Here is a 23,035-nt window from a genome sequence, read left to right on the forward strand (position 1 = left end):
GAAAGCTCACAAAAGTAGCGCCTCCGTTCAATGTCGAAAGAATCCGCAGCCCCATAACTCCAGGTTATGGGGCTTCGAAGCACGCCCGGCTCAAGCCGAGCTCCGGATAGAGCCGGTCGACCTTGGCGACGTCGGCGCGCATCTCGGCGACGAGCCAGTCGCGCACGGCGGCGACCGAGCGGCGCAGGGGCCGCGAGCGCAAGTGGATGAGCTGGCACATCCGTGCCGTGCGGGTGACGCGGGAGGCCGCCGGCACGAGGTCGCCGGTCGAGAGCCAGTGCGAGACCACGCTCGCCCAGCCCAGCGCGACGCCCTGGCCGAGGAGGGCGGCCTGCAGCACCACGGCATAGTCGGAGAAGTTGAGCGAGGCGCGCGAGCCGTTCCAGTCGGGCCCCGGATCGACCCCGCCGGTCCACATCGGCGAGATGGCCGTGAGGTTGACGAAGGTGGTGCGGCCGGCGGGATCGGCCTGCCTTCCGGCGCGATAGGCCGGGCTGCAGACCGGCAGCATCACCTCGTTCATCAGGAAGAGGGCCTCATGGTCGAGGTCGGGCCCCTCGACGAACCGCATGCCGAGATCGACGTCGTCGACCGGGCCGGCGAGCGCGCCCGGGATGAGCTGGAAACGGAAATCGACGGAGGGGAACGCCTCCTGCAGGGTGTTGATGCGCGGCATCAGCCAGTGGGTGGTGAAGGCCGAGGATAGGGACAGCGTGACGGTGTCGATGCCGGTGCGGCGGATGTCGATCTCGCGCAACGCCGCCTCGATGCCCCGGAAGCCGTCCGCCACCCGACGAAACAGGATCGCGCCGTCGTCGGTGAGCGCGATGCCGTCGCCCGAGCGGTCGAGCAGGCGCACGCCGAGATGGCGCTCGAACTGCGCCATCGCCTTGCTGACCGCCGGCTGCGTCACGTTCAGCTCGGCCGCCGCCCGGGTGAAGCTCCGGTTGCGGGCCACGGCCTCGAACACGAACAGGGCGTGGTTGGACGGCAGCATGCGTCGGAGCGGGTTCATGGTCGCAGCTCGGGCCTCGGTGTCACGGGTCGCGCGTGACGATGCCGCCGGGACGGCTCGTTCGCCACCCCGCGGACGCGGCCTGATCCGTGGCCGACCGCGCCGTCAGCGCAAGAAACTCGACATCGCCGACAGGGCGTTGATCATCCGCACCGCGCTCGCGACGCTGTCGGCCTCGAAGCGGACGGCGCTGCCATCGAGGCGGTGCAGGCTCGGCCACCCGCAGAACAGGTCGGCGAGCGCCGGGGTCTGGGCGCGGATCTCGACGACGAGCGGCACGGGGAGCCGCAGCGGCGCCGGGAGCGGCCGGGCGAGCGCGGCGGCGACGCCGGCCCGGATCGCGTCGCGGGACGCCTCGGGCGAGAGGCTGATGCCGCTGTGGCAGCCGGTCGCGCGTTTCGTCTCGACGAAGACGGTCTCGGGAAACAATTCCCGGTTCTCGGCGACGAAGACGTCGTCGCCGCTCGCCATCGCGACCGGCACGCCGAACGCGCCCGCGAGCGCGCCGTAGATCCCGGCCTCGCCCATCTCCCGCCCGTTCAGCGCGATCGACGCGAAGGCGAAGCCGTTGATCGTGTGAGCGAGGATGCCCCGGCCATGGGCGCGGGAATGGTAGCCGATCAGGCACACCGCATCGACCCCGAGATCGACCCCCGCCATCATGCCCAGCGGGCGCGGCTTGCCCTGGATGGCGCGGGCCCGGGGATCGAGCAGGTCCGCCGGCATGTTGCGGAAATCGCCGTGCGAATCGTTGACGAGGACCATCTCGGCCCCCGCCGCGAAGGCGCCGGCGATGGCGGCATTCGCCTCCTGCACCATCCAGAGGCGCGCCCGGTCGTAGTCGGGCCCGCCGCGGCGGGTCTGGTCGGGATGCGTGACGCCGGCCACGCCCTCGATATCGGTGGAGATCAGGACCTTCACGGCATCGCTCCGGGGGCGAGGGTCTGCCAGTCGGGCAGGATCTCGGCGAGGGCCCGCCGGCGATGACCGTTGCGGCCGGTGACCGTCTCGGCGCGCCAGAGCGCGTTCAGGATCGCCTGCTCGATCCCGTCGGCGACCGCCTCGAAGAGCGGGTCGAGATGGCCGTCGTGCAGCATCGCCACCGCCGGCATCGGGGTGCCTGGGTCCTGCGGCAACGTGTAGGCGGTCGAGAAGGCGAGCGCGATGTCGCCGCTGCCATGGCCGAAGACCGAGCCGGTGCGGGCAAGGCCCGCGCCCGCCCGCAGAGCCAGGCGGCGGAGCTGGCGCGCGTCGAGGGGCGCGTCGGTGCCGGCGATGAGGATGATCGAGCCCTTCTCGGGCTTCGCGACCGTTCCGGGCTCCTCCAGCCGCTCGGCGAGGACCGGGCCCAGCGCCCGGCCGCAGATCCGGAGCTGCGCCGGCCGGCCGAAATTCGCCAGCACCAGGGTGCCGACCGTGACCATGCGCCCGCCCACCTCGACCCGCCGCGAGGCGGTGCCGATGCCGCCCTTCACCCCGAAGCTCGACATGCCGCGCCCGGCTCCCACGGCGCCCTCCGGCACCGCGACGTCGGCGGCATCGTGCGCCTGGCGGTAATGCGCCTCGGCCACGACCATCCGGGCCATGTCGTTGAGGTGGCCGTCGTTGCACTCGAAGACGAGCGGGTTCACGGTCGGCAATTCGCGGCCGATGCCGGGATTGACCGCGAGCGCCGCCCGGATCTGGGCGGCGGCCACGGCCGGCACCCCGAAGGTGTTGGTGAGCGCGATCGGCGTCTCGATGACGCCGAGCTCCTCGAGCTGCATCAGGCCGATCGACTTGCCGAAGCCGTTCAGCACCGCGGCCGCGGCCGGCACCCGGTCGTGGTAGAGGTCGCCGGCATGCGGACGGATCACCGTCACGCCGGTCTGGATCGCGCCCTCAGCGAGGGTGCAGTGGCCGACGGTCACGCCGGAAACGTCGGTGATCGCGTCGCGCGGGCCGCTCGGGAGCGCGCCGACGCGGGGAACCCTGTCGCTCATGCGCGATCGAGCTTGGGATCGAGGGCGTCGCGCAACCCGTCGCCGAGGAGGTTGAAGGCGAGCACGGTGAGGAAGATCGCGAGGCTCGGGAAGATCGCGACGTGGGGCGAGGAGACCATGTCGGCCCGCGCATCGTTGAGCATCGCGCCCCATTCGGGCGTCGGCGGCTGCGCGCCCATGCCGAGGAAGGACAGGCTCGCCGCCGTGATGATCGAGGTACCGAGCCGCATCGTGAAGTATACGACGATCGACGAGACCGTGCCCGGCAGGATGTGGCGCGTGAGGATGGTGCGGTCCGAGGCCCCGATGCTGCGGGCGGCCTCGACATAGGTGGCGCGCTTGAGCACCAGCGTGTTGCCGCGGACCAACCGCGCGAAGGCCGGCACGCTGAACACCGACACCGCCACCACGACGTTGACGAGGCTGCTGCCCAGGATCGCCACGACGCCGAGCGCGAGGAGGATTCCGGGGAAGGCGAACAGCACGTCGGACAGGCGCATGACGAGGCGGTCCCACCAGCCCTCGTAATACCCGGCGAGCAGCCCCAGCACCGTGCCGATGAGCCCGCCAATCGCGACCGACAGGAAGCCGGTGGCGAGCGAGATGCGCCCGCCGACCAGGATGCGGCTCAGGATGTCGCGCCCGAGCGGGTCGACCCCGAGCCAGTGCGCGAGGGACGGGCCTTCGTTGATCCGGTCGTAATCGAAGAAGGTCTCCGCGTCGTAGGGAGCGATCCAGGGTGCCAGGATCGCCACGGCGACGAGCAGGACCACGAAGGCCAGCGCCACGACGGCGACGTGCTGGCGGCGGAACTTGCGCCAGAACTCGGACCAGGGCGTGCGCACGCCGGTCGGAATCGCGGCGACGGCCTTCGTGGCGGTGAGAGCGGTTTGGGTCACGGCCGGCTCACTTGTAGCGGATGGTCGGGTTGATCAGCCCGTAGAGCAGGTCGACGACCAGGTTGATCAGGATGAATTCGAGCGAGAACATCAGCACCAGGGCCTGGATCACCGGGTAGTCGCGCTGATTGACGGCATCGACGAGGAGGCGGCCGACGCCGGGCCAGTTGAACACAGCCTCGACGACGATCGAGCCGCCGAGAAGGAAGCCGAATTGCAGCCCCATCATGGTGACGACGGGGATCAGCGCGTTGCGCAGGCAGTGCTTGGCGATGACGACCCGTTCCTTGAGCCCCTTGGCCCGGGCGGTACGGACGAAATCCTCGCCGAGCACCTCGACGAAGGAGGCGCGGGTGAAGCGCGCCATCACGGCGGCCACCGCCGCCCCGAGGGTCAGCGAGGGCAGGATGTAGTGCTGCCACGAGCCGGCCCCGACGGTCGGCAGCCAGCCGAGGCTCACGGAGAAGATCTGCATCAAGAGCATCCCCAGCGCGAAGGCCGGGAACGAGATGCCGGAGACCGCGAGCGTCATCCCGAGCCGGTCCGGCCACTCGTTGCGGTAGACCGCCGAGACGATGCCGATGACGAGCCCGAACGCCACCGCCCAGGCCATGCTGGTGAGCGTGAGCAGCAGGGTCGGCAGGAAGCGCTCGCCGATCTCGGTCGCGACCGGGCGGCGGGTGCGGATCGAGAGGCCGGCATCGCCCCGCGCCATGTTGAGGAAGTAGCGGCCGAACTGCTCCGGCAGCGAGCGGTCGAGGCCGAGCTCGGCGCGCACCAGTTCCACGGTCTGCTGGTCGGCATCCTGGCCGGCGGCGAGCCGCGCCGGATCGCCCGGCAGCATGTGGACGAACAGGAAGACCAGGACCGCGACGATCGCGAGCGTCGGCAGCAGGCCGAGGAGCCGTTTGAGGAAGAAGGTCAGCATGGCGCCGGTACGGGGAGGGAATGAGGAAGTGGGCCGGGCTGCGGCGGTCGATGCCGCGGCCCGGCCCCCGAACGGGCCTTACGGCGCGACCGCGACCTGACGGCTGTCGATGTTGCCGTCCGGCATGACCACCACGCCCGATAGGCGCGACGAGGTGGCGTAGAGGTTCTGCTCGATGACGAGCGGCGCCCACGGCGCGTCCTTGACGATCAGCTCCTGGGCCTTGGCGTAGAGCTCGGCCCTCTCCTCGTCCTTCGTCGAGACGAGCGCCTTGGCGAGCAGCGCATCGACCTCGGGGTTGCTGTAATAGGCGGTGTTGTTGAGCTTGGGCGGCCAGGCCTCGGTGGCGAAGAGCGGCCGCAGGGCCCAGTCGGCCTCGCCGGTCGAGGACGACCAGCCGGCATAGTACATGCGCACGCGGGCGGTCTTCGGGTCGGGGGCGGTCTGCACCCACTCGACGCGCTGGCCGGGCTCGAGCGCCTGGGTCTGCACCTTGATGCCGACCTGGGCGAGCTGCTGCTGCACGAACTGGATCGCCTTCTGGGCCGTGCTGGTGGTGTAGGCGCTCCACAACGTGGTCTCGAAGCCGTTGGCGTAGCCGGCCTCCTTCAGGAGCTGGCGCGCCTTGGCCGGGTCGTAGGGCCAGGCGTTCATCGGGTGAGCGTACAGAACGCCGGCCGGCACGATCCCCTTGGCCGGGCTGGCGTAGCCGCTGAACGCCACCTTGGCCAGCGCCTCCTTGTTGATCGCGTAGTTGATCGCCTGACGCACGCGCAGGTCGTCGAACGGCTTCTGCAGCATGTTCATGCTGACATAGCGCTCGATGATCGAATCCTGTGCGATGACCTTCAGCTTCTTGTTCTCACCAAGGCTCTTGGCCTGCTCGTAGGGGAGCGGGAAGGCGAAGTCGGCCTCGCCGGTCTGGAGCATCGCCGCCCGGGTGCCGTTCTCCGGCACCGGCTTCCAGGTGATGGCGTCGACCTTCGGCAGGCCGGCCTGCCAGTAATCGGCGAACTTGGCGCCCTTGACCGAATCGGTCTGCTTCCACTCGACGAAGGTGAACGGGCCGGTGCCGACCGGATGGAAGGCGATGTCCTTACCCCATTTCTGGAGCGCGGCCGGCGAGATCATCGCAGCAGACGCATGCGCCAGCGAGTTGATGAACGGGCCGAAGGGCTCCTTCAGGGTGATGCGCACCACGAAGGGCGAGACGACCTCGACCGTCTTGACCCGGTTGAACTGGTTGTAGCGGGCGAGCCGGTTCTCGGGGTTCAGCACCCGCTCCAGGTTCGCCTTCACGGCATTGGCGTCGAACGCCGTGCCGTCATGGAATTTCACGCCCTCGCGCAGCTTGAAGGTGTAGGTCAGACCGTCGGGCGTGACCTCGTAGCTCTCGGCCAGCACGTTCCTGACCTTCAGGTCCTTGTCGAACTCGAACAGGCCTTCGTAGAACGACTTGGTGACGGCGGTCGTGAGCGTGGTGTTGGTGTTGTAGGGGTCGAGCGTCTCGGGCGGGACGCCGATGACGAGGACCGGATCTCCGGCGGCGAGCGCGGAGGCCACGGGGCTGGCGAGGAGCCCGCAGAGCAGGCCGGTGGCGAGGAGGGAGCGCGCGATCATCGATGTGCCTCGGGTCATCGGAAAAGTCCTGTGTTGAAGTCTCTGAGTCTGCTTGACGTGCTCAAGAATATTGAAACCCTTCGCGTCATCCCGGGGCTCGCCGCAGGCGAGAACCCGGGATCCATAACCGCTGACGATACTGAATGAGGCGGAATGCATGCCGAATTCTTCTGAACCGTGAGCGGTTATGGATCCCGGGTGCCGCTGCGCGGCCCCGGGATGACGATGGAGGATTTGAATTCAGCCGGCCCACTCAAACAGGCGCTCGGATGATCGGGTGTTCACCTCGCGCAGTCTCACGCCGCGAGGCCGCCGACGTCGTGCCGGGCCGCCCAATGGCCCGGACCGACCTCGACCAGCGGCGCTACCTCCGGCTCGTCGCCGAGCGCCCGGACCGGGCTCGGGATCTCGCCGGTGAGGAGGCCGCGGGGCCTGGCGTGGCGCCGTTCCGGATCGGCGACCGGCACCGCGGCCATCAGCTTCTTCGTGTAGGGGTGCTGCGGGTTCTCGAAGATCGCCCGGCGCGGGCCGATCTCGACGATCTGGCCGAGGAACATCACGGCGACCCGGTGGCTCACCCGCTCCACCACCGCCATGTCGTGCGAGATGAACAGGTAGGAGAGCCCCAATTCGCGCTGCAGGTCGAGCATCAGGTTGACGATCTGGGCCTGGATCGAGACGTCGAGGGCCGAGACCGCCTCGTCGGCGACGATGACCTTCGGGTTGAGCGCCAGCGCCCGCGCGATGGCGATGCGCTGGCGCTGGCCGCCGGAGAATTCGTGCGGATAGCGCGACCCTTGCGCCGGGGTCAGGCCGACCCGCTCCAAGAGCCAGGCCACCCGCGCCTCGGCCTCGCGCCGGGGCGTGCCGTGCACCAGCAGCGGCTCCATGATCGAGAAGCCGACGGTGAGCCGCGGATCGAGGGAGGCGTAGGGATCCTGAAAGATGAACTGAATGTTCTTTCGCAGGGCCTGGAGCTTGTTGGGAGCGAGGTCGCGGATGTTCTCGCCCGCAAACTCGATCAGCCCCCTCTGGCTCTCGACGAGGCGGAGCAGCGAGCGGCCGGTCGTCGACTTGCCGCAGCCTGATTCTCCGACGAGGGCCAGGGTCTCGCCGGCCTGGAGGTCGAAGCTGATCCGCTCGACCGCGTGGACGCGCCGGCGCACCCGGTTGAGCAGGCCGCCGCGGATATCGAAGCGGGTGACGAGGTCGCGCACCCGCAGGATCGGGGGGCCGGGCCGGCGGGTGTCCTGGGCTGCGTCATGCGTCGCCTCCGCGGCCGGGGTCTCGGTCGCCTCGGGCCGCAGGAGATCGAATTGGCGCGGCAGGTCGCTGCCCGCCATGGCGCCGAGCCGCGGCACGGCGGCGAGCAGCGCCCTGGTGTAGGCGTGGCGCGGGGCGGCGAAGAGGGGTGCCGCGCTGCCCTCCTCGACCTTGTCGCCGCGGAACATCACCAGCACCCGGTCGGCGATCTCGGCCACCACCCCCATGTCGTGGGTGATGAAGACGACGCCCATCTTCATCTCGTCCTGGAGACTGCGGATCAGCTCGAGGATCTGGGCCTGGATGGTGACGTCCAAAGCCGTGGTCGGCTCGTCGGCGATGAGGAGCTGCGGCCGGCAGGCAAGGGCCATCGCGATCATCACCCGCTGGCGCATGCCGCCGGATAGCTGGTGGGGGAACCGCGTCAGCACGTTGCGGGCCTCCGGGATGCGCACGAGGTCGAGCATCCGCAGGGCCTCGGCCCGGGCCGCCGCATGGCCCTTGCCCTGGTGCACCCGGATCGATTCCGCGATCTGCTCGCCCGCGGTGAAGACCGGGTTGAGCGAGGTCATCGGCTCCTGGAAGATCATCGCGATCTCGGCGCCCCGCATCTCCCGCATCTCGGCGCTGGAGGCATGCGCCAGATCGAGGATCGCGCCCGTGCGGCGGCGAAACAGCATCCGCCCGGTCGCGATCTTGCCGCCGCCATGCTCGACGAGGCGCATCAGCGCGAGCGAGGTGACGGACTTGCCCGAGCCCGATTCACCGACGATCGCCAGGGTCTCCCCGGCCTCGACGTGGAAGGACAGGTCGCGCACCGCCTCGACATTGCGCTCGGAGGTGGCGAAGCGCACGGTCAGGTCCGAGACCGACAGGATGCGCCGGTCGGGCAGGATCAGCGACGGGGGAGAGGCAGGGGCAGGGAAAGAGGATGGCGACACGGTCGGCACTCAGAAGATGGCGGTCGAAGGCGTGTCGCCGGCCCGCACGAGGCCGCGATACATGCCCGCGGTGTTGAACGGCATGGCGACGCGGCCCCGGGCATCGACCGCGATGAGCCCCCCCTGGCCGCCGAGCGGGGTCAGCCCGTCGCGCACGGTCGCCTGCGCCGCGGCGTCGAGATCGAAGCCCGCATAGGCCATGCGGGCGCAGACGTCGTAGGCGGCCGCCGCCCGGATGAAGACCTCGCCGGTGCCGGTGCACGACACCGCCGCCGTGCGATCGTCCGCGTAGGTCCCGGCGCCGATCAGCGGCGTATCGCCGATGCGGCCGGGCCGCTTGTTGGTCATCCCGCCGGTCGAGGTGAGCGCGGCCAGGTGGCCGTTCCGGTCGAGCGCCACGGCGCCGACGGTGCCGAATTTCCGGCGCTCGTCGAGGGGCGTCCTCTCGTCATGATCGAGGCTGACCCGCCCGCCGGCCTGCGCCGCTTCGAGTTGCCGGCGGCGCGTCTCGGTCGAGAAGAAATCCGGCGCGACCATCTCCAGGCTCTTGGCGCGGCAGAACTCCTCCGCGCCGGCCCCCGCCAGGAGGACGTGCGTGCCGTCCTCCATCACCGCGCGGGCCGCCCGGCCCGGCCGGCGCACCCGGGCGAGGCCCGCCACCGCTCCGGCCCGCAGGGTCGCGCCGTCCATGATCGCGGCGTCGAGCTCGTGGGTGCCGGCGCTGGTGAAGACCGCACCGATCCCGGCATTGAACAGCGGGCATTCCTCCAGGAGGTCGACCGCGACGGCGACGGCGTCGAGGGCGCTGCCGCCCTCGCGCAGGCAGCGTTCGCCGGCGGCCAGGATGTCGGCCAAAGCCGCGTGATAGGGCGCCTCGCCGGCGCTGCCGGCTTCCGGCCGCGCGATCGTGCCGGCACCGCCATGGATGACGAGGACGGGGCGGAGGTCGGTCATGTCTCGGAATCCGGGTCGGAGAGGGGGGCGGGCTCGGTCATCGCGGCGGCCGGCGGCCAGGCCGCGTAGTCGCCCTCGAGCCAGGGCAGGACCGATTCGGTGAGCCGCGTCGCCGTGGCGACGAGCCCGCCCGAGGCGTGCGTCACCGCGCTCGACAGGGCCTCGACCAGGGCGGCGAGGCTGGCTTCCGAGGCGGCGAAGTAGCGGCTGTCGGTGCGCACGCAGAGCGTGATCGTGGCGCGCGCGGCGACCGGCGAATGCGGGCCGTCGGTGAGGGCCAGGACCGCCGCGCCGCCGTCCCGCGCCTGGCCGGCGAGCCGCACCGTGTCGGCGAAGTAGCGCGGCGTGGCGAGCACGATGACGAGGTCGTCGGCGCTCAGCCGCCGCAGGACGCGGGCGGCAAAGGCCGGTCCCTCGACGGTGGCGAGCAGGTGGACGTCCTGGCGCGTGAGGTCGAGGTTGCGGGCGAGCAACCCCGCCGGCCAGGCCGAACTGCCGAAGCCGAGGACATAGACCCGCCGCGCGCCGCGGATCGCCGCCACCGCCCGCTCGCAGGCCCCGGTATCGAGGCCGGCCCGCGTCGCCTCCAGGTTGCGCCCGATCGCCGCGAAGGTCGCCTCGAAGACGCTGGCCGGATCGGCCGGCTGCTCGAGGTCGCCGCGCAGCTTCTCCACCGGCGCCAGCGCGCCCTCGAAGCCCAGCACCAGGGCGGCGCGGAACTGGGCGTAGCCCTCGAACCCCAGCGCCCGGGCGAAGCGGTTGGCGGTCGCCACCGAGACGCCCACGAGGTCCGCCAGCTCGGCAACCGGCAGGGTCGCGGCCTTGAGCGGGTGGTCGAGCACGTAGCGCGCGACCTCGCGGTGCGACTGGCTCAGGCTCGGGAAGCTGCGGGCGATCCGCTGGGCGACGGAGGCGCCGTCGGCCGGCGCGCTCACGCCGTCCCCCTCGCGCGTCGACCGGGGATGCCGCTCAGGTGATCGAAAAATCTCATGAGTGAGATAGTGGCGATATTTTTATGCCGAGCGCAAGCCCGTCGATGGCGGGATTACGGGCATGTCCTGCACGAGGCCCGGGCACGGCGATGGCGTCTCGCGCATGGCGCGTCTGTCGGGATGCCGGTCGCCGCGCTCGTCAGAGTTGCGCCGATCCGCACGGCGAGCGGCCCCTCGCATCGCCAAAAAAAAGCTCCCGGCGGAGCTGCACGAGGCAGCTCCGCCGGGAGCGTTCCTTCATCGCTCTCCTCGCCGGACCGGTGTTCACCGCTCAGGCGAACGCGTCTCAGCCCAGGGCCTGGCTCGCGAGGCCGAAGACCTGCGCGGGGCCGCTGCGTCCATCCTCGCCCCGGGTCATCTCGACGCTGCGATCGACGTTGGGGAGGCCCGACGCCGCGAGGAACTCGGCGAACGGGCCGTCGTCGCGGCGGGTGTCGACGCGCAGGAACGCGCCGTCGTGCTCCCGCATATGGGCCGAGGCGAGGGCGATCGCGTCGCCGTCCGACTGGGCGACGATCGGACCGACGACGTGACCGCGGCCGAAGAGCCGGCATACCGCGTAGCCGGCGATCCGGCCGTCGCGCTCCAGGACGACGGTCCGGCCCTGCACCCGCAGGGCGTCCAGGAGCCCGCTCCGGTCCCCGCCGGTCGCGGCGGCGTCGAGCTGGCGGATCGCGGCCCAGTCCGCGTCGGCGGCCGGGCGGACCGCCTCGTCGTCGACCGTCGCGCCCGCGCTCGCCGGACCCTGGTGCTGCGTGATCGACCCCGTGACGACGAAGCCGAGCTTCTCGTAGAGCGGCCGTCCCGCCGCGGTCGCCGTCAGCCGGATCGCGCGCGCACCGGCCCGCTCGATCAGGTCGTTCATCAGCCGCTTGCCGGTCCCGCGCCCCTGCAGGGCGGGATCGACGATCACCATGCCGATCGTCGCCAGCCGCTCGCCGTAATGCCACGACATGGCGCAGCCGGTGATCGCGCCGTCCTCGGTCGCCACCCGGCCCTGGCCGACGGCGTGAAACAGCTGCCAGTCCTCGAGACGGTGCGGCCAGCGCACCGCCTGGGACAGGGCGTGACCGCGCGCCAAATCCTGCTCGGTCATCGAGCGCATCTCAGTCGTAGCCGTCATGTCGAGCCGAAACTCCTCGGGGGCGGTCGTCGCGCAAGCACGGTCGCCCGGGTCGAACGAAAGGCGGTGAGCGACCCTGGCGCGGGTCGCGACCGGTGCTGGAGCATTTTCCGACGAAGCGGATACCGGTTCGTCGAAGAAAATGCGCCGGAACAAAGACTTGGAGAGCTTCGCGATTGCAGCGCGATCGTGAAGTGCTCTAGAAGTCCGCGACCTTGCCCCAGGCCGAGGCGTGGAAGCGGTCGGGATGGTAGGGCCGCGGATCGACGATCGGCTCGGCGCCCGTGACGATGTCGGCGATGAGATGCCCGGCACCCGGGCCGATACCGAAGCCGTGGCCGGAAAAGCCCGCCGCCAGGACGAGGCCGGGCACGCCCGTCACCTCGCCGATCCCCGGCACGCCGTCGGGCGTCGAATCGACGTAGCCGGCCCAGGAGGCGGTGACCGCGGTGTCGCGGAGCGCCGGCAGCAGCTCGAGCGCGCGCCGGCGGGTCTCGGCGATGAGCCGCGCGTCGGGCTTCGGGTCGAGGATGCGCACCCGCTCCATCGGCGTCGGCTTGTCGAGGGCCCAGCGCTTCGCGGTCTCGTGGCCGCTGCGCCAGGCCTCGGTGCCGCCCGGCAACAGGACGCGCCAGCGCTTGGCGAACATCGGCACGAATTCGCGGGCGAACAGGATCTGCTGGGGCGTGGGATCGACGCGGGCGCGCCCGCTGATCGCCAGGTTGTAGCCGCCGCTCTCGCCGCGGCGGGTGAGCGAGACGCCCGCGGTGTAGAGCGCGTCCGGCAGGCCGGCGACGTTGGGGCCGACCGCCATTATCGACTGGCGCACCGCCGCCTGCGGGAAGCGGATGCCGAGCTGGCGGCAGAACGACGAGGCCCAGGCGCCGCCGGCCATCACCACAGTCTTGGTGCGGATCGTGCCCTTCTCGGTCACGACGCCGCTGACGCGGCCGCCCTCGAGTTCGAGGCCGCGGGCGGCGCAGAACTGGTGCACGGTCCCGCCCGCCTTCATCACGCCGCGTGCGGCGACCGGCACGGCGCGGGAGGTGTCGGCGATGCCGTCGGTGGGCGAGAACACCCCGCCCTTCCACTCCCGTCCGGTGGCCCGGCCGTGCTCGCGCGCCTCGGCGGCGCCGAGCACGTGGGTGACGACGCCCTCGCCGGCGGCGAAGTCGCGCCACTTGGCCCAGCGGGCGATCTCGGCCTCGTCGTTGCTGAGGTAGAGCAGGCCGCAGCGCCGGAAGCCCGGATCCTCGCCGATCTCGGCCTTGAGCCGATCCCACAACGCGATGGCCTTCGTCGCCATCGGCAGTTCGCGGGCGTCGCGGTTCTGCTGCCGGCACCAGCCCCAGTTGCGGCTCGACTGCTCGGCGCCGATGCGGCCCTTCTCGACGAGCGCGACGCTGACGCCCCGGCGCGCGAGGTAATAGGCCGTGAAGGTGCCCACGACCCCGCCGCCGATCACCACGACATCGGCGGCCGCCGGCAGGTCCGGGGTCGTGTCGATATGGAGGAGTGGCGCTGGCATCCGTGGGCTCCCTGTGACCGGGACAGCCTAGCGGGGACCTCCGCGCCGAGTGTGCCGGAGTGGCCGGACGCGGCGGCATTTTCTGCCGTCCGCCCCCGGCCGGCCGCCGGGATCGCCCGGCGGGGTCGAGGCGTCGGCCCTGCCTCAGCTGTAGTAGCCGAGGATCGACTTGGTCTCGAGATACTCCTCCAGGCCCTCCCGGCCGTATTCCCGGCCGTTGCCCGAGCGCTTGTAGCCGCCGAACGGCGCCTCCGGGTCCCAGGCCGGGGAGTTGAGATGGACCTGGCCGGCGCGGATCCGCCCGGCCACCGCCCGCACCTGCTCCATGTCGGTGCCCTGGACGTGGGCGCCCAGCCCGTAGATCGAGTCGTTGGCGATCTCCACCGCCTCCTCGACGCCGTCGTAGGGCAGGATCGCCAGGACCGGCCCGAAGATCTCCTCCTGGGCGATCACCATGTCGCGGCGCACCTCGGAAAAGACGGTCGGCCGGGCGTAGAGGCCGCCCGTGAGGCCGTCGGGCCGCCCGGTTCCGCCGGTGACGAGCTTGGCGCCCTCCTCGATGCCGATCGCGATCATCCGCTGGATGCGGTCGTACTGCGCCCGGTTGGCGATCGCGCCGTGGGTCGTCTCCTCGTTGCGCGGATCGCCGACCACGAAGCCCGCGGCCGTCGTCCGCGCCAGGGCCTCGACCTCGGCGAGACGGGCGCGGGGCACCAACATCCGGGTGGGCGCGCTGCAGGATTGCCCGAGGTTGCGCATCGCGGCGGCGACGCCGAGCGGGACGCAGCGGGCGAGGTCGGCATCCGGCAGCACGACGTTGGGCGACTTGCCGCCGAGCTCCTGGGCCACGCGCTTGACGGTCGGCGCCGCGGCCTGCGCCACCAGCACGCCGGCCCGGGTCGATCCGGTGATCGAGATCATGTCGACCTCCGGATGCGTGGACAAGCCCTCGCCGACCACCGGCCCGGTGCCGTTGACGAGGTTGAACACGCCCGCCGGGCAGCCGGCCTCGTCCATCACCTCGGCGAACAGGAGCGCGCTCAGGGGCGAGAGCTCGCTCGGCTTTAGGATGACGGTGCAGCCCGCCGCCAGGGCCGGGGCGACCTTGGCGGTGATCTGGTAGAGCGGCCAGTTCCACGGCGTGATGAGGCCGCACACGCCGATCGCCTCGCGGGCGATGGCGGTGGTGCCGCGCCGCGACAGGAACGGGAAGGTCGCCAGCAGGTCGCGCGCGACTCGGATATGCGCGACGGCGAGCGGCACCTGGGCCTGGCGGGCATAGGTGATGGGCGCGCCCATCTCGGCGCTCAGGGCCTGGGCGAACAACTCGAGCCGCGCGAGCACGAGCCCGTGGACGCGGTCGAGCAAGGCCGCGCGCTCGGTCGGGGCCGTGCGCGACCAGGCCGGGAAGGCGCGCCGGGCGGCGGCGACCGCCCGCTCGACGTCGGCCGCGCTCCCCATCGCGATCTCGGCGATCACCGTCTCGCTCGCCGGGGAGACGACGCCCACGCGCTCGGCGCCCGCCGGCTCGCGCCACGCGCCGTCGATGTAGAAGCGGCCGAGGCGGCCGGCTTCGGTCAGGTGCCGGAGGGGATCGGTCATGGGAGACGGTCCTTCATGGGGAAGCGAGTGCCGACCGGCGACGGGAGCCAGGAGGGAGCCGGGGCGGACCGCGCCGGCCGGACATGCGCAGGGCGTCCGCCCCGGCATCGGTCCGCAGGGCGCCGTGCCCGCCCTCGTCCTGCTTCGACGACCGACGTCCGGGACAGCGATCCGGCTCGGTTCGCCCGCCCCGCGCTGCGGCGGCGATCGACGGGATTGCGCGCAGGTTCGGCAAGAGCGTCCGTGTCCCGAGAGAGGGTCGGCGCGAGAGGATGGGCGCGCCGGCACGTCTCAGGATGATCGACGGTCGGCCACAGGGGTCACCGTAGAGGGGTGCGGATTCGGCATTTTCTTCCGAATCCCCCCGGCGGGCGGCGATCCGGCCGCCGCTCAGCGCCGCGCGCGGGCGGGAGACGGGGCCGGCGCCGAGGCCGGACGGGGCGGGACCCGGCCCGCGGAGCGGGGCCGCCGGGCCAGGGCGGACAGGCCCTGCTGGAGCGCGATGAAGACGAACAGCAGGCCCCCGGTGGCGATCTTCGCCCACCAGCTCGACAGGGTGCCGTCGAAGGTGATGTAGGTGCCGATCAAGGCCTGGATCATCACCCCGAGGAAGGTGCCGACCATCAGGCCCTGCCCGCCGGTGAGCAGCGTCCCGCCGATCACCACCGCCGCGATGGTGTCGAGTTCGACCCCGACCGCGGAGAGCGAATTGCCCGACGAGGTATAGAGCGAGAACACGATCCCTGCGAGCCCCGCCAGCACGCTCGACAGGGTGTAGATCGCGATCGTGGTCGCGCCGACCCGCAGACCCATGAGACGGGCCGAGACGCGGTTGCCGCCGAGCGCGTAGGCCGCCGCGCCGAAGCGCGTCAGGTGGAGGAGGAGGCCGCCGCCGACGAAGACCGCCAGCATGATCGCCGCCACCACGGTGAGCCGGCCCCCGCCGGGCAGGCGCAGGCTCGCCTCGCCCACCGCCGCATAGAACGGCGCGGTGATCGGGATCGATTCCGTGGAGAGGAGGAAGCTCGCTCCCCGCGCCAGGAACATGCCGGCGAGGGTCACGATGAAGGGGGGCAGGTCGAGGGCGGCGATGATCCAGCCCATCGCCGCCCCGAAGGCGGCGGCGATCAGGAGCGCCAGGGCGAAGGCGGCGAGCGGTGGCAGGCCCCATCGCTCGATCGCGAGGGCGAGGAAGACGCTCGTGAAGGCGATCACCGAGCCGATCGACAGGTCGATGCCGCCCGACACGATCACCACCGTCATGCCGACCGCGACGATGCCGAGGAAGGCGCTGTCGGTGAGGAGGTTGCCGACGACGCGCGTCGACAGGAAGGCCGGGAACTGCACGGCGCAGAGCGCGTAGGCCGCCGCGAAGACGAGGGCCGTGGCGAGGACGGGGAGGTATCGGGTCACGCCGTCCTCCGCCGGACCAGCAGGGACAGGCCGGCGAGCCGGGGCGACTGGACGAGGAGCACGGCGAGGACCACGACCGCCTTGACGAGAAGGTTGAGCTCCGGCGGGTAGCCGGAGAGCAGGATGCCGGTGTTCATCGCCTGGATGATGAAGGCGCCGAGCACCGCGAGCGGCACGCTGAAACGGCCGCCCATGAGCGAGGTGCCGGCGATCACCACCGCCAGGATCGCGTCGAGCTCGAGCCACAGGCCGGCATTGTTGGCATCCGCCCCCAGGATGTCGGCGGTGGTGACGAGGCCGGCGAGGCCTGCGCAGAACCCGCTCCAGACATAGACCGAAAGCGTCGTCGTGCGGGTGCTGACGCCGGCAAGCGCGCTCGCCCGCGCATTGGCGCCGGTCGCCTCGATGAGGAGGCCGAGCGCCGTACCGCGCACGACCAGCACCGTGACGGCGAGAACGACCACGGTCAGGACGACGGGGGCGGGCAGGCCGACAACGGCACCGTTGGTGACGTCGGCGAGCCCCGGGGCGCTGAAGGTGACGATGCGCCCCTCGGTCAGGAGCTGCGCGATGCCCCGCCCCGCCACCATCAGGATCAGCGTCGCGATGATCGGCTGGATGCCCAGCACTGCGACGAGGAACCCGTTCCAGGCCCCGCACAGGATGCCTGCGCCGAGCGATGCCGCCAGTACCACCGGCAGGGCGTGGGTGTCGGCGAGGCTCGCCGCGACCGCGCCGGCGATCGCCATGACGGCGCCGACCGACAGGTCGATGCCGCGGGTCGCCACGACGAGGACCATGCCGATCGACAGGAGCGCCACCGGCGCGCCCCGGTTGAACACGTCGATGAGGCTGCCGAACAGCCGCCCGCCCTGCATCCGCAGGTCAAAGAACTGCGGCGAGACGAGCCAGTCGACGAGCAGGATCGCCGCGAAGGCGAGGAGCTGCGGGGCACCGCGCCGGGGCAGGCGAAGGGCGGGGAGGCGACGGGACAGGGCTTGCATCGGTCAGGCGGCCTCCGCGGGCTCGTCGCCGGCGATCGCCTTGAGGATGGCGGTGACGTCGACGGCCTCACCCTCGAGCGTGGCGATCTGGGTCCGATCGCGCATCACCACGACCCGGTCGGCGTAAGTCACGATCTCCTCGAGCTCCGAGGAGATGACGACGAGGGCGAGCCCACCGTCGCAGAGCTGCCGGATCAGCCGGATGATCTCCGCATGCGCCCCGACATCGATGCCGCGGGTCGGCTCGTCGAGGATCAGCACCTGCGGCTCGGTGGCGAGCCAGCGGGCGAGCAGCGCCTTCTGCTGGTTGCCGCCCGAGAGCAGCCCGATCGGGCGCTCGGGATCGGGCGGGCGGATGTCGAGCATCGCGATGTAGCGGCGCGTCAGCGCGTCCTGCTCCCGCCGCGGGATCGGGCGGAACGGCCCGCGCCGGGCCTGGAGCGCCAGGACGATGTTTTCGCGAACGGACAGCTCGGCGATGATGCCCTCCGTCTTGCGCTCCTCCGGGCAGTAGCCGAAGCGGTGGCGGATGGCGTCGCGCGGCGTGCGCAGCCGGACGGGCGCGCCGTCGATGCGGGCCAGGCCCGTCTGCGCCATCTCGGCGCCGAAGAGGAGGCGGGCGGTCTCGGTGCGGCCCGAGCCGAGGAGGCCGGCGAGGCCCACGACCTCGCCGCGCCGGAGCGTCAGGTCGAAGGGCGCGACATAGCCGGGCTTCCCGAATTGCTCGTAGACCGCGATCTCGCTTCCCTCGGTGGCGCCGGATCGGTGCCGGTCGGCGGGCGCCGCCTCGGCCGTGGCCTCGCCGAGTTCGCGCCCGAGCATCGCCTGGATCAGCCTCATGCGCGGAAGGTCTGCGGTCGCCCAGGAACCGACGAGTCGGCCGTTGCGCAAAACCGTGATCCGGTCGGTGACGGCGTAGACCTGATCGAGGAAGTGGGTGACGAAGACGATGCCCAGCCCCTTGGCGGCCAGGCGGCGCATGACGCGGAACAGGATCTCGACCTCGTGCGCGTCGAGGCTCGCCGTCGGCTCGTCGAGGATCAGCACCCGGGCCGACAGGTCGACGGCGCGGGCGATGGCGACGAGGTGCTGCACGGCGACCGAATGGTCGCCGAGCGGCGTGCCGGGATCGATCGCGAGGTCGAACCCGGCGAGGATCGCGGCCGCGCGCCGCCGCATCTCGCCGTGGCGCACGAGGCCGAACCGGGTCGGCTCGCGGTTCAGGAAGAGGTTCTGCGCCACCGTGAGGTTCGGCAGCAGGTTCACCTCTTGGTAGACGGTGGCGAGGCCGGCCGCTTGCGCCGCCTCGCCGGAGCGCGGCGCGATCGGCATGCCGTCGAGCGTCACCGTCCCGGCATCGCGCGTCACGATCCCCGTCACGGTCTTGATCAGCGTCGACTTGCCGGCGCCGTTCTCGCCGAGCAGCGCGTGGATCTCGCCGGCCCTCAGCGTGAAATCCACGCCTTGGAGGGCCGGGAAGCCCGCGAAGCTCTTCGTGAGCCCGCGGATCGCGAGAAGCGGCGCATCGTTACTGTGTGCCGAAGACATGCAGTCGATCCCGACAAGTATAGCGCGGGTTTCTCCCTCCCCCTCTGCGGGGGGAGGGTGGCGAGCGTCAGCGAGCCGGGAGAGGGGCAGCGCGACGATGCCGGGTTTGGCGCCCGTCATCGCGGTCGCGACTTCTCCGGAAGCGTCGCCCCCTCTCCCGCCCGGCGCACGAGTGCTTCGCAATCGCAGCCGGGCACCCTCACCCGCAGAGGGGGGGAGGGAGAAACCCGTGCCATCCTTGTCTCTGGACAGCTCTGCCCGAACGGGACGGCGGATATAAACCTAAATTTTAATCGAGAGCCCCGAGCAAAACTCGCCTCAATACCCAAGCCCCTTCTTCGAATCATACACCGCCTGCGGGTTATCGGCGGCGGTGAAGAGCTTCGATTCCGTCTGGATCCATTTCGGCGGGACCGTGCCCTTGGTCTTGTAGGCGATGACGGCGTCGAAGGCCGGGCCGGCCATGTTGGGAGTCAGCTCGACGGTGGCGTTGGCGTCGCCGGCCATCATCGCCTTGAAGATATCCGGCACGCCGTCGATCGAGACGGTGAGGATGTCCTGGCCGGGCTTCAAGCCCGCTTCCTTCATGGCCTGGATCGCGCCGACCATCATGTCGTCGTTGTGGGCGTAGACCGCGCAGATCGCCTTGCCGCCGCCCTCGGCCTTGATGAAGCTCTCCATCACCTCCTTGCCCTTGGAACGGGTGAAGTCGCCGGTCTGGCTGCGCACGATCTTGATGGTGGGCGTGCCTGCGATGGCCTGCTCGAAGCCCTTCTTGCGATTGGTCGCGACGCTGGCGCCCACCGTGCCCTGCAATTCGACGACGTTGCAGGGTTTCGACCCCACGGTCTTCGCCAACCACTCGCCGGCGACCTTGCCCTCGTGGACGCTGTCGGAGGTGACGGCCGTGAGATAAAGGTCCTTGCCGGAGGGATCGATGTCGCGGTCGAGGAGCACGACCGGGATCTTAGCTTCCCGCGCCTCCTTCAGCACCGCGTCCCAGCCCGTCGCCACCACGGGCGCCAGGAAGATCGCGTCGACGCCTTGCGCCACGAAGGACCGGATCGCCTTGATCTGGTTCTCCTGCTTCTGCTGCGCGTCGGCGATCTTGAGCGTGACGCCCCGCTTCTGCGCCTCGGACTTGGTGACCGAGGTCTCGGCGGCGCGCCAGCCGGATTCGGACCCGATCTGCGAGAACCCCACCGTCGGGCCGGCGGCCGAAGCGCCCGGGGCGGCCATGGCCGTGAGGACCGTGGCGGCTAGAAGAAGGCGATGCATCCTGGCAGCGAGCATGGGCGTCTCCCTCGATGTTTTTCGGCGCATCTGCGTGCGTGACTCGAACATGCGGCAGCCCCCATCCGGACGCAATAGTCATATTGTAAGATTTTTGTCGGAGGTTCGCTGGGGAAGGTTCCGGTTGATCGACCGACCGAACGAACAGGGGGCATCCGTTTCTCTCGGGCTTCCGGCGCAGCCGGCGCCCGACGCGGCGGACGTCACGACTCCCCGCGTGACGAGCGACACACGCTACAGATGATCGCGACTGATTGAGTCGCGTGTTAGACACCCTCGCAAATTGTTGCAAAATGGACACTTTCCCACGGCGAATCCCTTTGATCGACGCTCTAATTCAAATTAGATAATTTAAAATTTTTGCCGAAGACGATGCTTTTATCGAAGCTTGGGGGGATCGACAGTTATTTTGATTCATTCTCATCTAGAATAAATTAAATCTACAAATTTTCAGGAGATTGCAGTCGAAAACGTGGCCCCATAATCGATCCTATGCCTCTCCCTGACGTTCATGAAGGATGGGGCCCATCGTCACTTCTACCGGGGCTATTCGATGCGTTGGACCCAGTTGGCCGATCGTGCAGGCGCGAGCCTGCGCGCCTCTCTCGTGACGGGAGTTGCCATCGCGGGCCTCGCAGCCGGGTTGCGCGACGCCCAGGCCCAGGCTTCGAAACCGCCCGGGGCATCGAACACGCCGTCCCCGGCCCAGCCGGCCGACGGGGGCGCCATTTCCCTCGACGAGATCACCGTCGCGGCCCAGCACCCGACCTTCGGGACCAACGGCTTCGTCGCGACCCGCTCGACGGCCGGCATGAAGGGCAACGACTCGATCCTCGAGACGCCGGCGACCGTGAGCGTCATCACCCGGGAGGAGCTCGACGTCCGCGGCGTGCAGGACCTCAACACCGCGGTGGCCTACACGCCGAACGTCCAGGGCGTCGATTATCCGGCCGGCCAGGGCGGACCGACCTTCGTGCTGCGCGGCTACGGCGCCAACAACTTCGACAACGTCTACGAGGACGGCCTGCGCTACGGCTTCAACTCGTTCGACCAGAACGTCGAGCCCTACGCCTACGAGCGCATCGACGTCATCAAGGGCCCGATCTCGGTGCTCTACGGCGCCGGCCAGCCCGGCGGCATCATCAACCTGGTCTCGAAGCGCCCGAGCTTCACCCCGTTCAACGAGGTCTTCATCCAGGGCGGCAACCGCAACCGGATCCAGGCCGGCTTCGACCTGTCCGGGCCGGTCCAGGGAGCGCCGGACTTCGCCTACCGGATCACCGGCCTGGTGCGCAATTCCGACACCCAGGTCCGCGACACGCCGGACGACCGCACCTTCCTCGCCCCGGCGATCACCTGGCGGCCGGACGCCGACACCTCGCTCACCGTGCTGGCCAAGTACGCCGAGTTCCGCGGTGGCGGCTCCGAGCAGAGCCTGCCGATCATCGGCTCGATCATCCCGAGCGCCCGCGGCTTCTATCAACCGAACGTCTTCGTCGGCCAACCGAACTTCAACACCTTCCTGCTCGAAAACAAGGAGATCGGGTACATCCTCGATCACTCCTTCGCGCCCGGCTGGCTGGTCCATTCGGCGTTCCGGATCTACGAGACCTCGACCAAGGCCGACGTCGTCGGTGCCGTGCCGGGCTTCACGCCGCCGGGCTTCCTCTCGGAAGCGGTCGTCCCCTACCTGCGCCGGCAATCGAGCTACGGCATCCTGGCCGACAACCACGTCGAGGGCCAGTTCGGCACTTTCGGCATCACGCACAGCGTCGTCTTCGGCATCGATGTCCAGGATTACCACCGCGACGATGCCCGGACCTTCCCGCTCGGCTATCCGCTGGCCGCCGGAACCCGTCTGATCGACCTCTACATCCCAGTCTACAATGACAGTTTCAGCTTCCCTAACCGGACGAACATCGCGAAGCGCGCTTCGCAACGGCAGATCGGCGCCTATTTCCAGGACCAGATGAAGTGGAACGGCTTCATCTTCACTGGAAGCGTGCGCAACGATTGGGTCGATCAGCAGATCGACACCGTCAACAGCTTCCCGAACCTGCCGCTCGCCGCTGCGAACCGGGCGACCGTCAGCAAGCAGGACTTCTCGGCGCTCAGCTATCGCGTCGCCCTCGGCTACGAGTTCGACGGCGGCGTGGTGCCCTACATGTCCTACTCGACCTCCTTCAACCCGCAGATCGCCGGGCAGCGCGCCAGCGGGGCGGCCCTCGACCCGCGGGAGGCCAAGCAGATCGAAGGCGGCGTGAAGTGGCAGCCCACCGGCACCAACGCGCTCTTCACCGCCTCCTACTTCGACATCACCCAGACCAACATCCCGCTCGCCGATCCGCTCAATCCCGGCTTCTTCGTCCAGACCGGCGAGGCGGTGGCGAAGGGCTTCGAGCTCGAAGGCAAGGCCAGCCTGTTCGAGGGCTTCAACGTCATCTTCGGCTACGCCCATCTCGACACCAAGGTGACGAAGGACACGAATCCGAGGCTCATCGGCAACCGCCTGCCCAATGCCCCGGCCAACACCGTGTCGCTCTTTGCCGACTACGCCTTCCCGCTCGGATCGCCGTTCGGCGGGCTGCGGGCCGGGGCCGGCGTGCGCTACCTCAGCGCGCGGACGGATTCGACCAATGTCGACACCATCCCGTCCTACGCCGTCGTCGACGCCTCGCTCAGCTACGACCTCGCGCGGATCAACCCGGACTGGAAGGGCGCGACCCTGTCGGTCAACGCCACGAACCTGTTCGACAAGCGCTACTACACCTCCGGCTTCTACACCGGCTACGTGTTCGAGGGCTTCCGCCGGAGCGTGTTCGGGACGCTGACCTATCGCTGGTAGGCATCGCGGCCTCCGCCCTGCATCGATCGCGATCGGTGCAGGGCTGTCCGGGGGAAAACCAGTTGAAATCAGAGCGCGGGATCCC

At 70.2% G+C, this 23,035-nt stretch carries 17 protein-coding genes; 1 reads left to right on the forward strand and 16 read right to left on the reverse strand.

Annotated features, from left to right (window positions below):
- Nucleotides 1–64 precede the first annotated feature (64 nt).
- From miv_RS28460 to ytfQ, 16 genes are all read right to left on the reverse strand, one after another.
- Nucleotides 65–1,015 carry a LysR family transcriptional regulator gene (locus tag miv_RS28460; protein WP_058619553.1) on the reverse strand — a complete coding sequence of 317 codons (951 nt, stop codon included), beginning with the start codon at nt 1,013–1,015 and terminating at the stop codon, nt 65–67.
- Nucleotides 1,016–1,120: 105 nt separating this feature from the next.
- Nucleotides 1,121–1,936: a M55 family metallopeptidase gene (locus miv_RS28465; RefSeq protein WP_058619554.1), complete on the reverse strand. Its 816-nt coding sequence runs from the start codon at nt 1,934–1,936 to the stop codon at nt 1,121–1,123.
- Nucleotides 1,933–2,997: a DmpA family aminopeptidase gene (locus miv_RS28470; RefSeq protein ID WP_207180304.1), complete on the reverse strand. Its 1,065-nt coding sequence runs from the start codon at nt 2,995–2,997 to the stop codon at nt 1,933–1,935. Before miv_RS28470 ends, miv_RS28465 begins: the two co-directional genes overlap by 4 nt.
- Entirely contained in the window at nt 2,994–3,896 is a 903-nt protein-coding gene (gsiD, locus tag miv_RS28475) for a glutathione ABC transporter permease GsiD (protein ID WP_048429052.1), read from the reverse strand. Before gsiD ends, miv_RS28470 begins: the two co-directional genes overlap by 4 nt.
- A gap of 7 nt (nt 3,897–3,903) precedes the next feature.
- Entirely contained in the window at nt 3,904–4,824 is a 921-nt protein-coding gene (gene gsiC / locus miv_RS28480; RefSeq protein WP_207180305.1) for a glutathione ABC transporter permease GsiC, read from the reverse strand.
- A 78-nt stretch (nt 4,825–4,902) separates the two neighbouring features.
- Nucleotides 4,903–6,444: a glutathione ABC transporter substrate-binding protein GsiB gene (gene gsiB / locus miv_RS28485; protein ID WP_207180306.1), complete on the reverse strand. Its 1,542-nt coding sequence runs from the start codon at nt 6,442–6,444 to the stop codon at nt 4,903–4,905.
- A gap of 296 nt (nt 6,445–6,740) precedes the next feature.
- Nucleotides 6,741–8,648 (reverse strand): dipeptide ABC transporter ATP-binding protein, encoded by a 1,908-nt coding sequence (locus tag miv_RS28490; RefSeq protein ID WP_425312948.1) that lies wholly within the window; start codon nt 8,646–8,648, stop codon nt 6,741–6,743.
- 9 nt (nt 8,649–8,657) lie between these two features.
- A complete protein-coding gene (locus miv_RS28495) occupies nt 8,658–9,602 on the reverse strand; it encodes an isoaspartyl peptidase/L-asparaginase family protein (protein ID WP_207180308.1) in 945 nt (314 codons plus the stop codon).
- Nucleotides 9,599–10,537, reverse strand: a complete 939-nt coding sequence (locus miv_RS28500; RefSeq protein ID WP_207180309.1) for a MurR/RpiR family transcriptional regulator — start codon at nt 10,535–10,537, stop codon at nt 9,599–9,601. Before miv_RS28500 ends, miv_RS28495 begins: the two co-directional genes overlap by 4 nt.
- A gap of 343 nt (nt 10,538–10,880) precedes the next feature.
- On the reverse strand, nt 10,881–11,717 hold the full coding sequence (locus tag miv_RS28505; RefSeq protein ID WP_207180310.1) for a GNAT family N-acetyltransferase: 837 nt from the start codon (nt 11,715–11,717) through the stop codon (nt 10,881–10,883).
- A gap of 199 nt (nt 11,718–11,916) precedes the next feature.
- Nucleotides 11,917–13,245, reverse strand: a complete 1,329-nt coding sequence (locus miv_RS28510; protein WP_048429059.1) for an NAD(P)/FAD-dependent oxidoreductase — start codon at nt 13,243–13,245, stop codon at nt 11,917–11,919.
- A gap of 144 nt (nt 13,246–13,389) precedes the next feature.
- Entirely contained in the window at nt 13,390–14,847 is a 1,458-nt protein-coding gene (locus miv_RS28515) for an aldehyde dehydrogenase family protein (RefSeq protein ID WP_207180311.1), read from the reverse strand.
- Nucleotides 14,848–15,237: 390 nt separating this feature from the next.
- Nucleotides 15,238–16,260: a galactofuranose ABC transporter, permease protein YjfF gene (yjfF, locus tag miv_RS28520; RefSeq protein ID WP_207180312.1), complete on the reverse strand. Its 1,023-nt coding sequence runs from the start codon at nt 16,258–16,260 to the stop codon at nt 15,238–15,240.
- Nucleotides 16,257–17,264, reverse strand: coding sequence for an ABC transporter permease (locus miv_RS28525; protein WP_207180314.1), 1,008 nt, complete (start codon nt 17,262–17,264; stop codon nt 16,257–16,259). Before miv_RS28525 ends, yjfF begins: the two co-directional genes overlap by 4 nt.
- Before the next feature lie 3 nt (nt 17,265–17,267).
- Nucleotides 17,268–18,812 (reverse strand): sugar ABC transporter ATP-binding protein, encoded by a 1,545-nt coding sequence (locus miv_RS28530; RefSeq protein WP_207180315.1) that lies wholly within the window; start codon nt 18,810–18,812, stop codon nt 17,268–17,270.
- A gap of 318 nt (nt 18,813–19,130) precedes the next feature.
- Nucleotides 19,131–20,090 carry a galactofuranose ABC transporter, galactofuranose-binding protein YtfQ gene (gene ytfQ, locus miv_RS28535; RefSeq protein WP_207183666.1) on the reverse strand — a complete coding sequence of 320 codons (960 nt, stop codon included), beginning with the start codon at nt 20,088–20,090 and terminating at the stop codon, nt 19,131–19,133.
- A gap of 568 nt (nt 20,091–20,658) precedes the next feature.
- Here ytfQ and miv_RS28540 point away from each other — a divergent pair.
- Nucleotides 20,659–22,950: a TonB-dependent siderophore receptor gene (locus miv_RS28540; protein WP_244748760.1), complete on the forward strand. Its 2,292-nt coding sequence runs from the start codon at nt 20,659–20,661 to the stop codon at nt 22,948–22,950.
- Nucleotides 22,951–23,035: the final 85 nt, after the last annotated feature.

Source organism: Methylobacterium indicum (assembly GCF_017347565.1).
Classification (GTDB): domain Bacteria; phylum Pseudomonadota; class Alphaproteobacteria; order Rhizobiales; family Beijerinckiaceae; genus Methylobacterium; species Methylobacterium indicum.

What these genes read in the sequence shown, in the direction of transcription:
- miv_RS28470 (WP_207180304.1), bottom strand. Translation starts at nt 2,997, where the DNA reads ATGAGCGACAGGGTTCCCCGCGTCGGCGCGCTCCCGAGCGGCCCGCGC.
- gsiC (WP_207180305.1), bottom strand. Translation starts at nt 4,824, where the DNA reads ATGCTGACCTTCTTCCTCAAACGGCTCCTCGGCCTGCTGCCGACGCTC.
- miv_RS28505 (WP_207180310.1), bottom strand. Translation starts at nt 11,717, where the DNA reads ATGACGGCTACGACTGAGATGCGCTCGATGACCGAGCAGGATTTGGCG.
- ytfQ (WP_207183666.1), bottom strand. Translation starts at nt 20,090, where the DNA reads ATGCATCGCCTTCTTCTAGCCGCCACGGTCCTCACGGCCATGGCCGCC.
- miv_RS28540 (WP_244748760.1), top strand. Translation starts at nt 20,659, where the DNA reads ATGCGTTGGACCCAGTTGGCCGATCGTGCAGGCGCGAGCCTGCGCGCC.
- miv_RS28460 (WP_058619553.1), bottom strand. Translation starts at nt 1,015, where the DNA reads ATGAACCCGCTCCGACGCATGCTGCCGTCCAACCACGCCCTGTTCGTG.
- miv_RS28530 (WP_207180315.1), bottom strand. Translation starts at nt 18,812, where the DNA reads ATGTCTTCGGCACACAGTAACGATGCGCCGCTTCTCGCGATCCGCGGG.
- miv_RS28515 (WP_207180311.1), bottom strand. Translation starts at nt 14,847, where the DNA reads ATGACCGATCCCCTCCGGCACCTGACCGAAGCCGGCCGCCTCGGCCGC.
- miv_RS28510 (WP_048429059.1), bottom strand. Translation starts at nt 13,245, where the DNA reads ATGCCAGCGCCACTCCTCCATATCGACACGACCCCGGACCTGCCGGCG.
- miv_RS28495 (WP_207180308.1), bottom strand. Translation starts at nt 9,602, where the DNA reads ATGACCGACCTCCGCCCCGTCCTCGTCATCCATGGCGGTGCCGGCACG.
- gsiB (WP_207180306.1), bottom strand. Translation starts at nt 6,444, where the DNA reads ATGATCGCGCGCTCCCTCCTCGCCACCGGCCTGCTCTGCGGGCTCCTC.
- miv_RS28525 (WP_207180314.1), bottom strand. Translation starts at nt 17,264, where the DNA reads ATGCAAGCCCTGTCCCGTCGCCTCCCCGCCCTTCGCCTGCCCCGGCGC.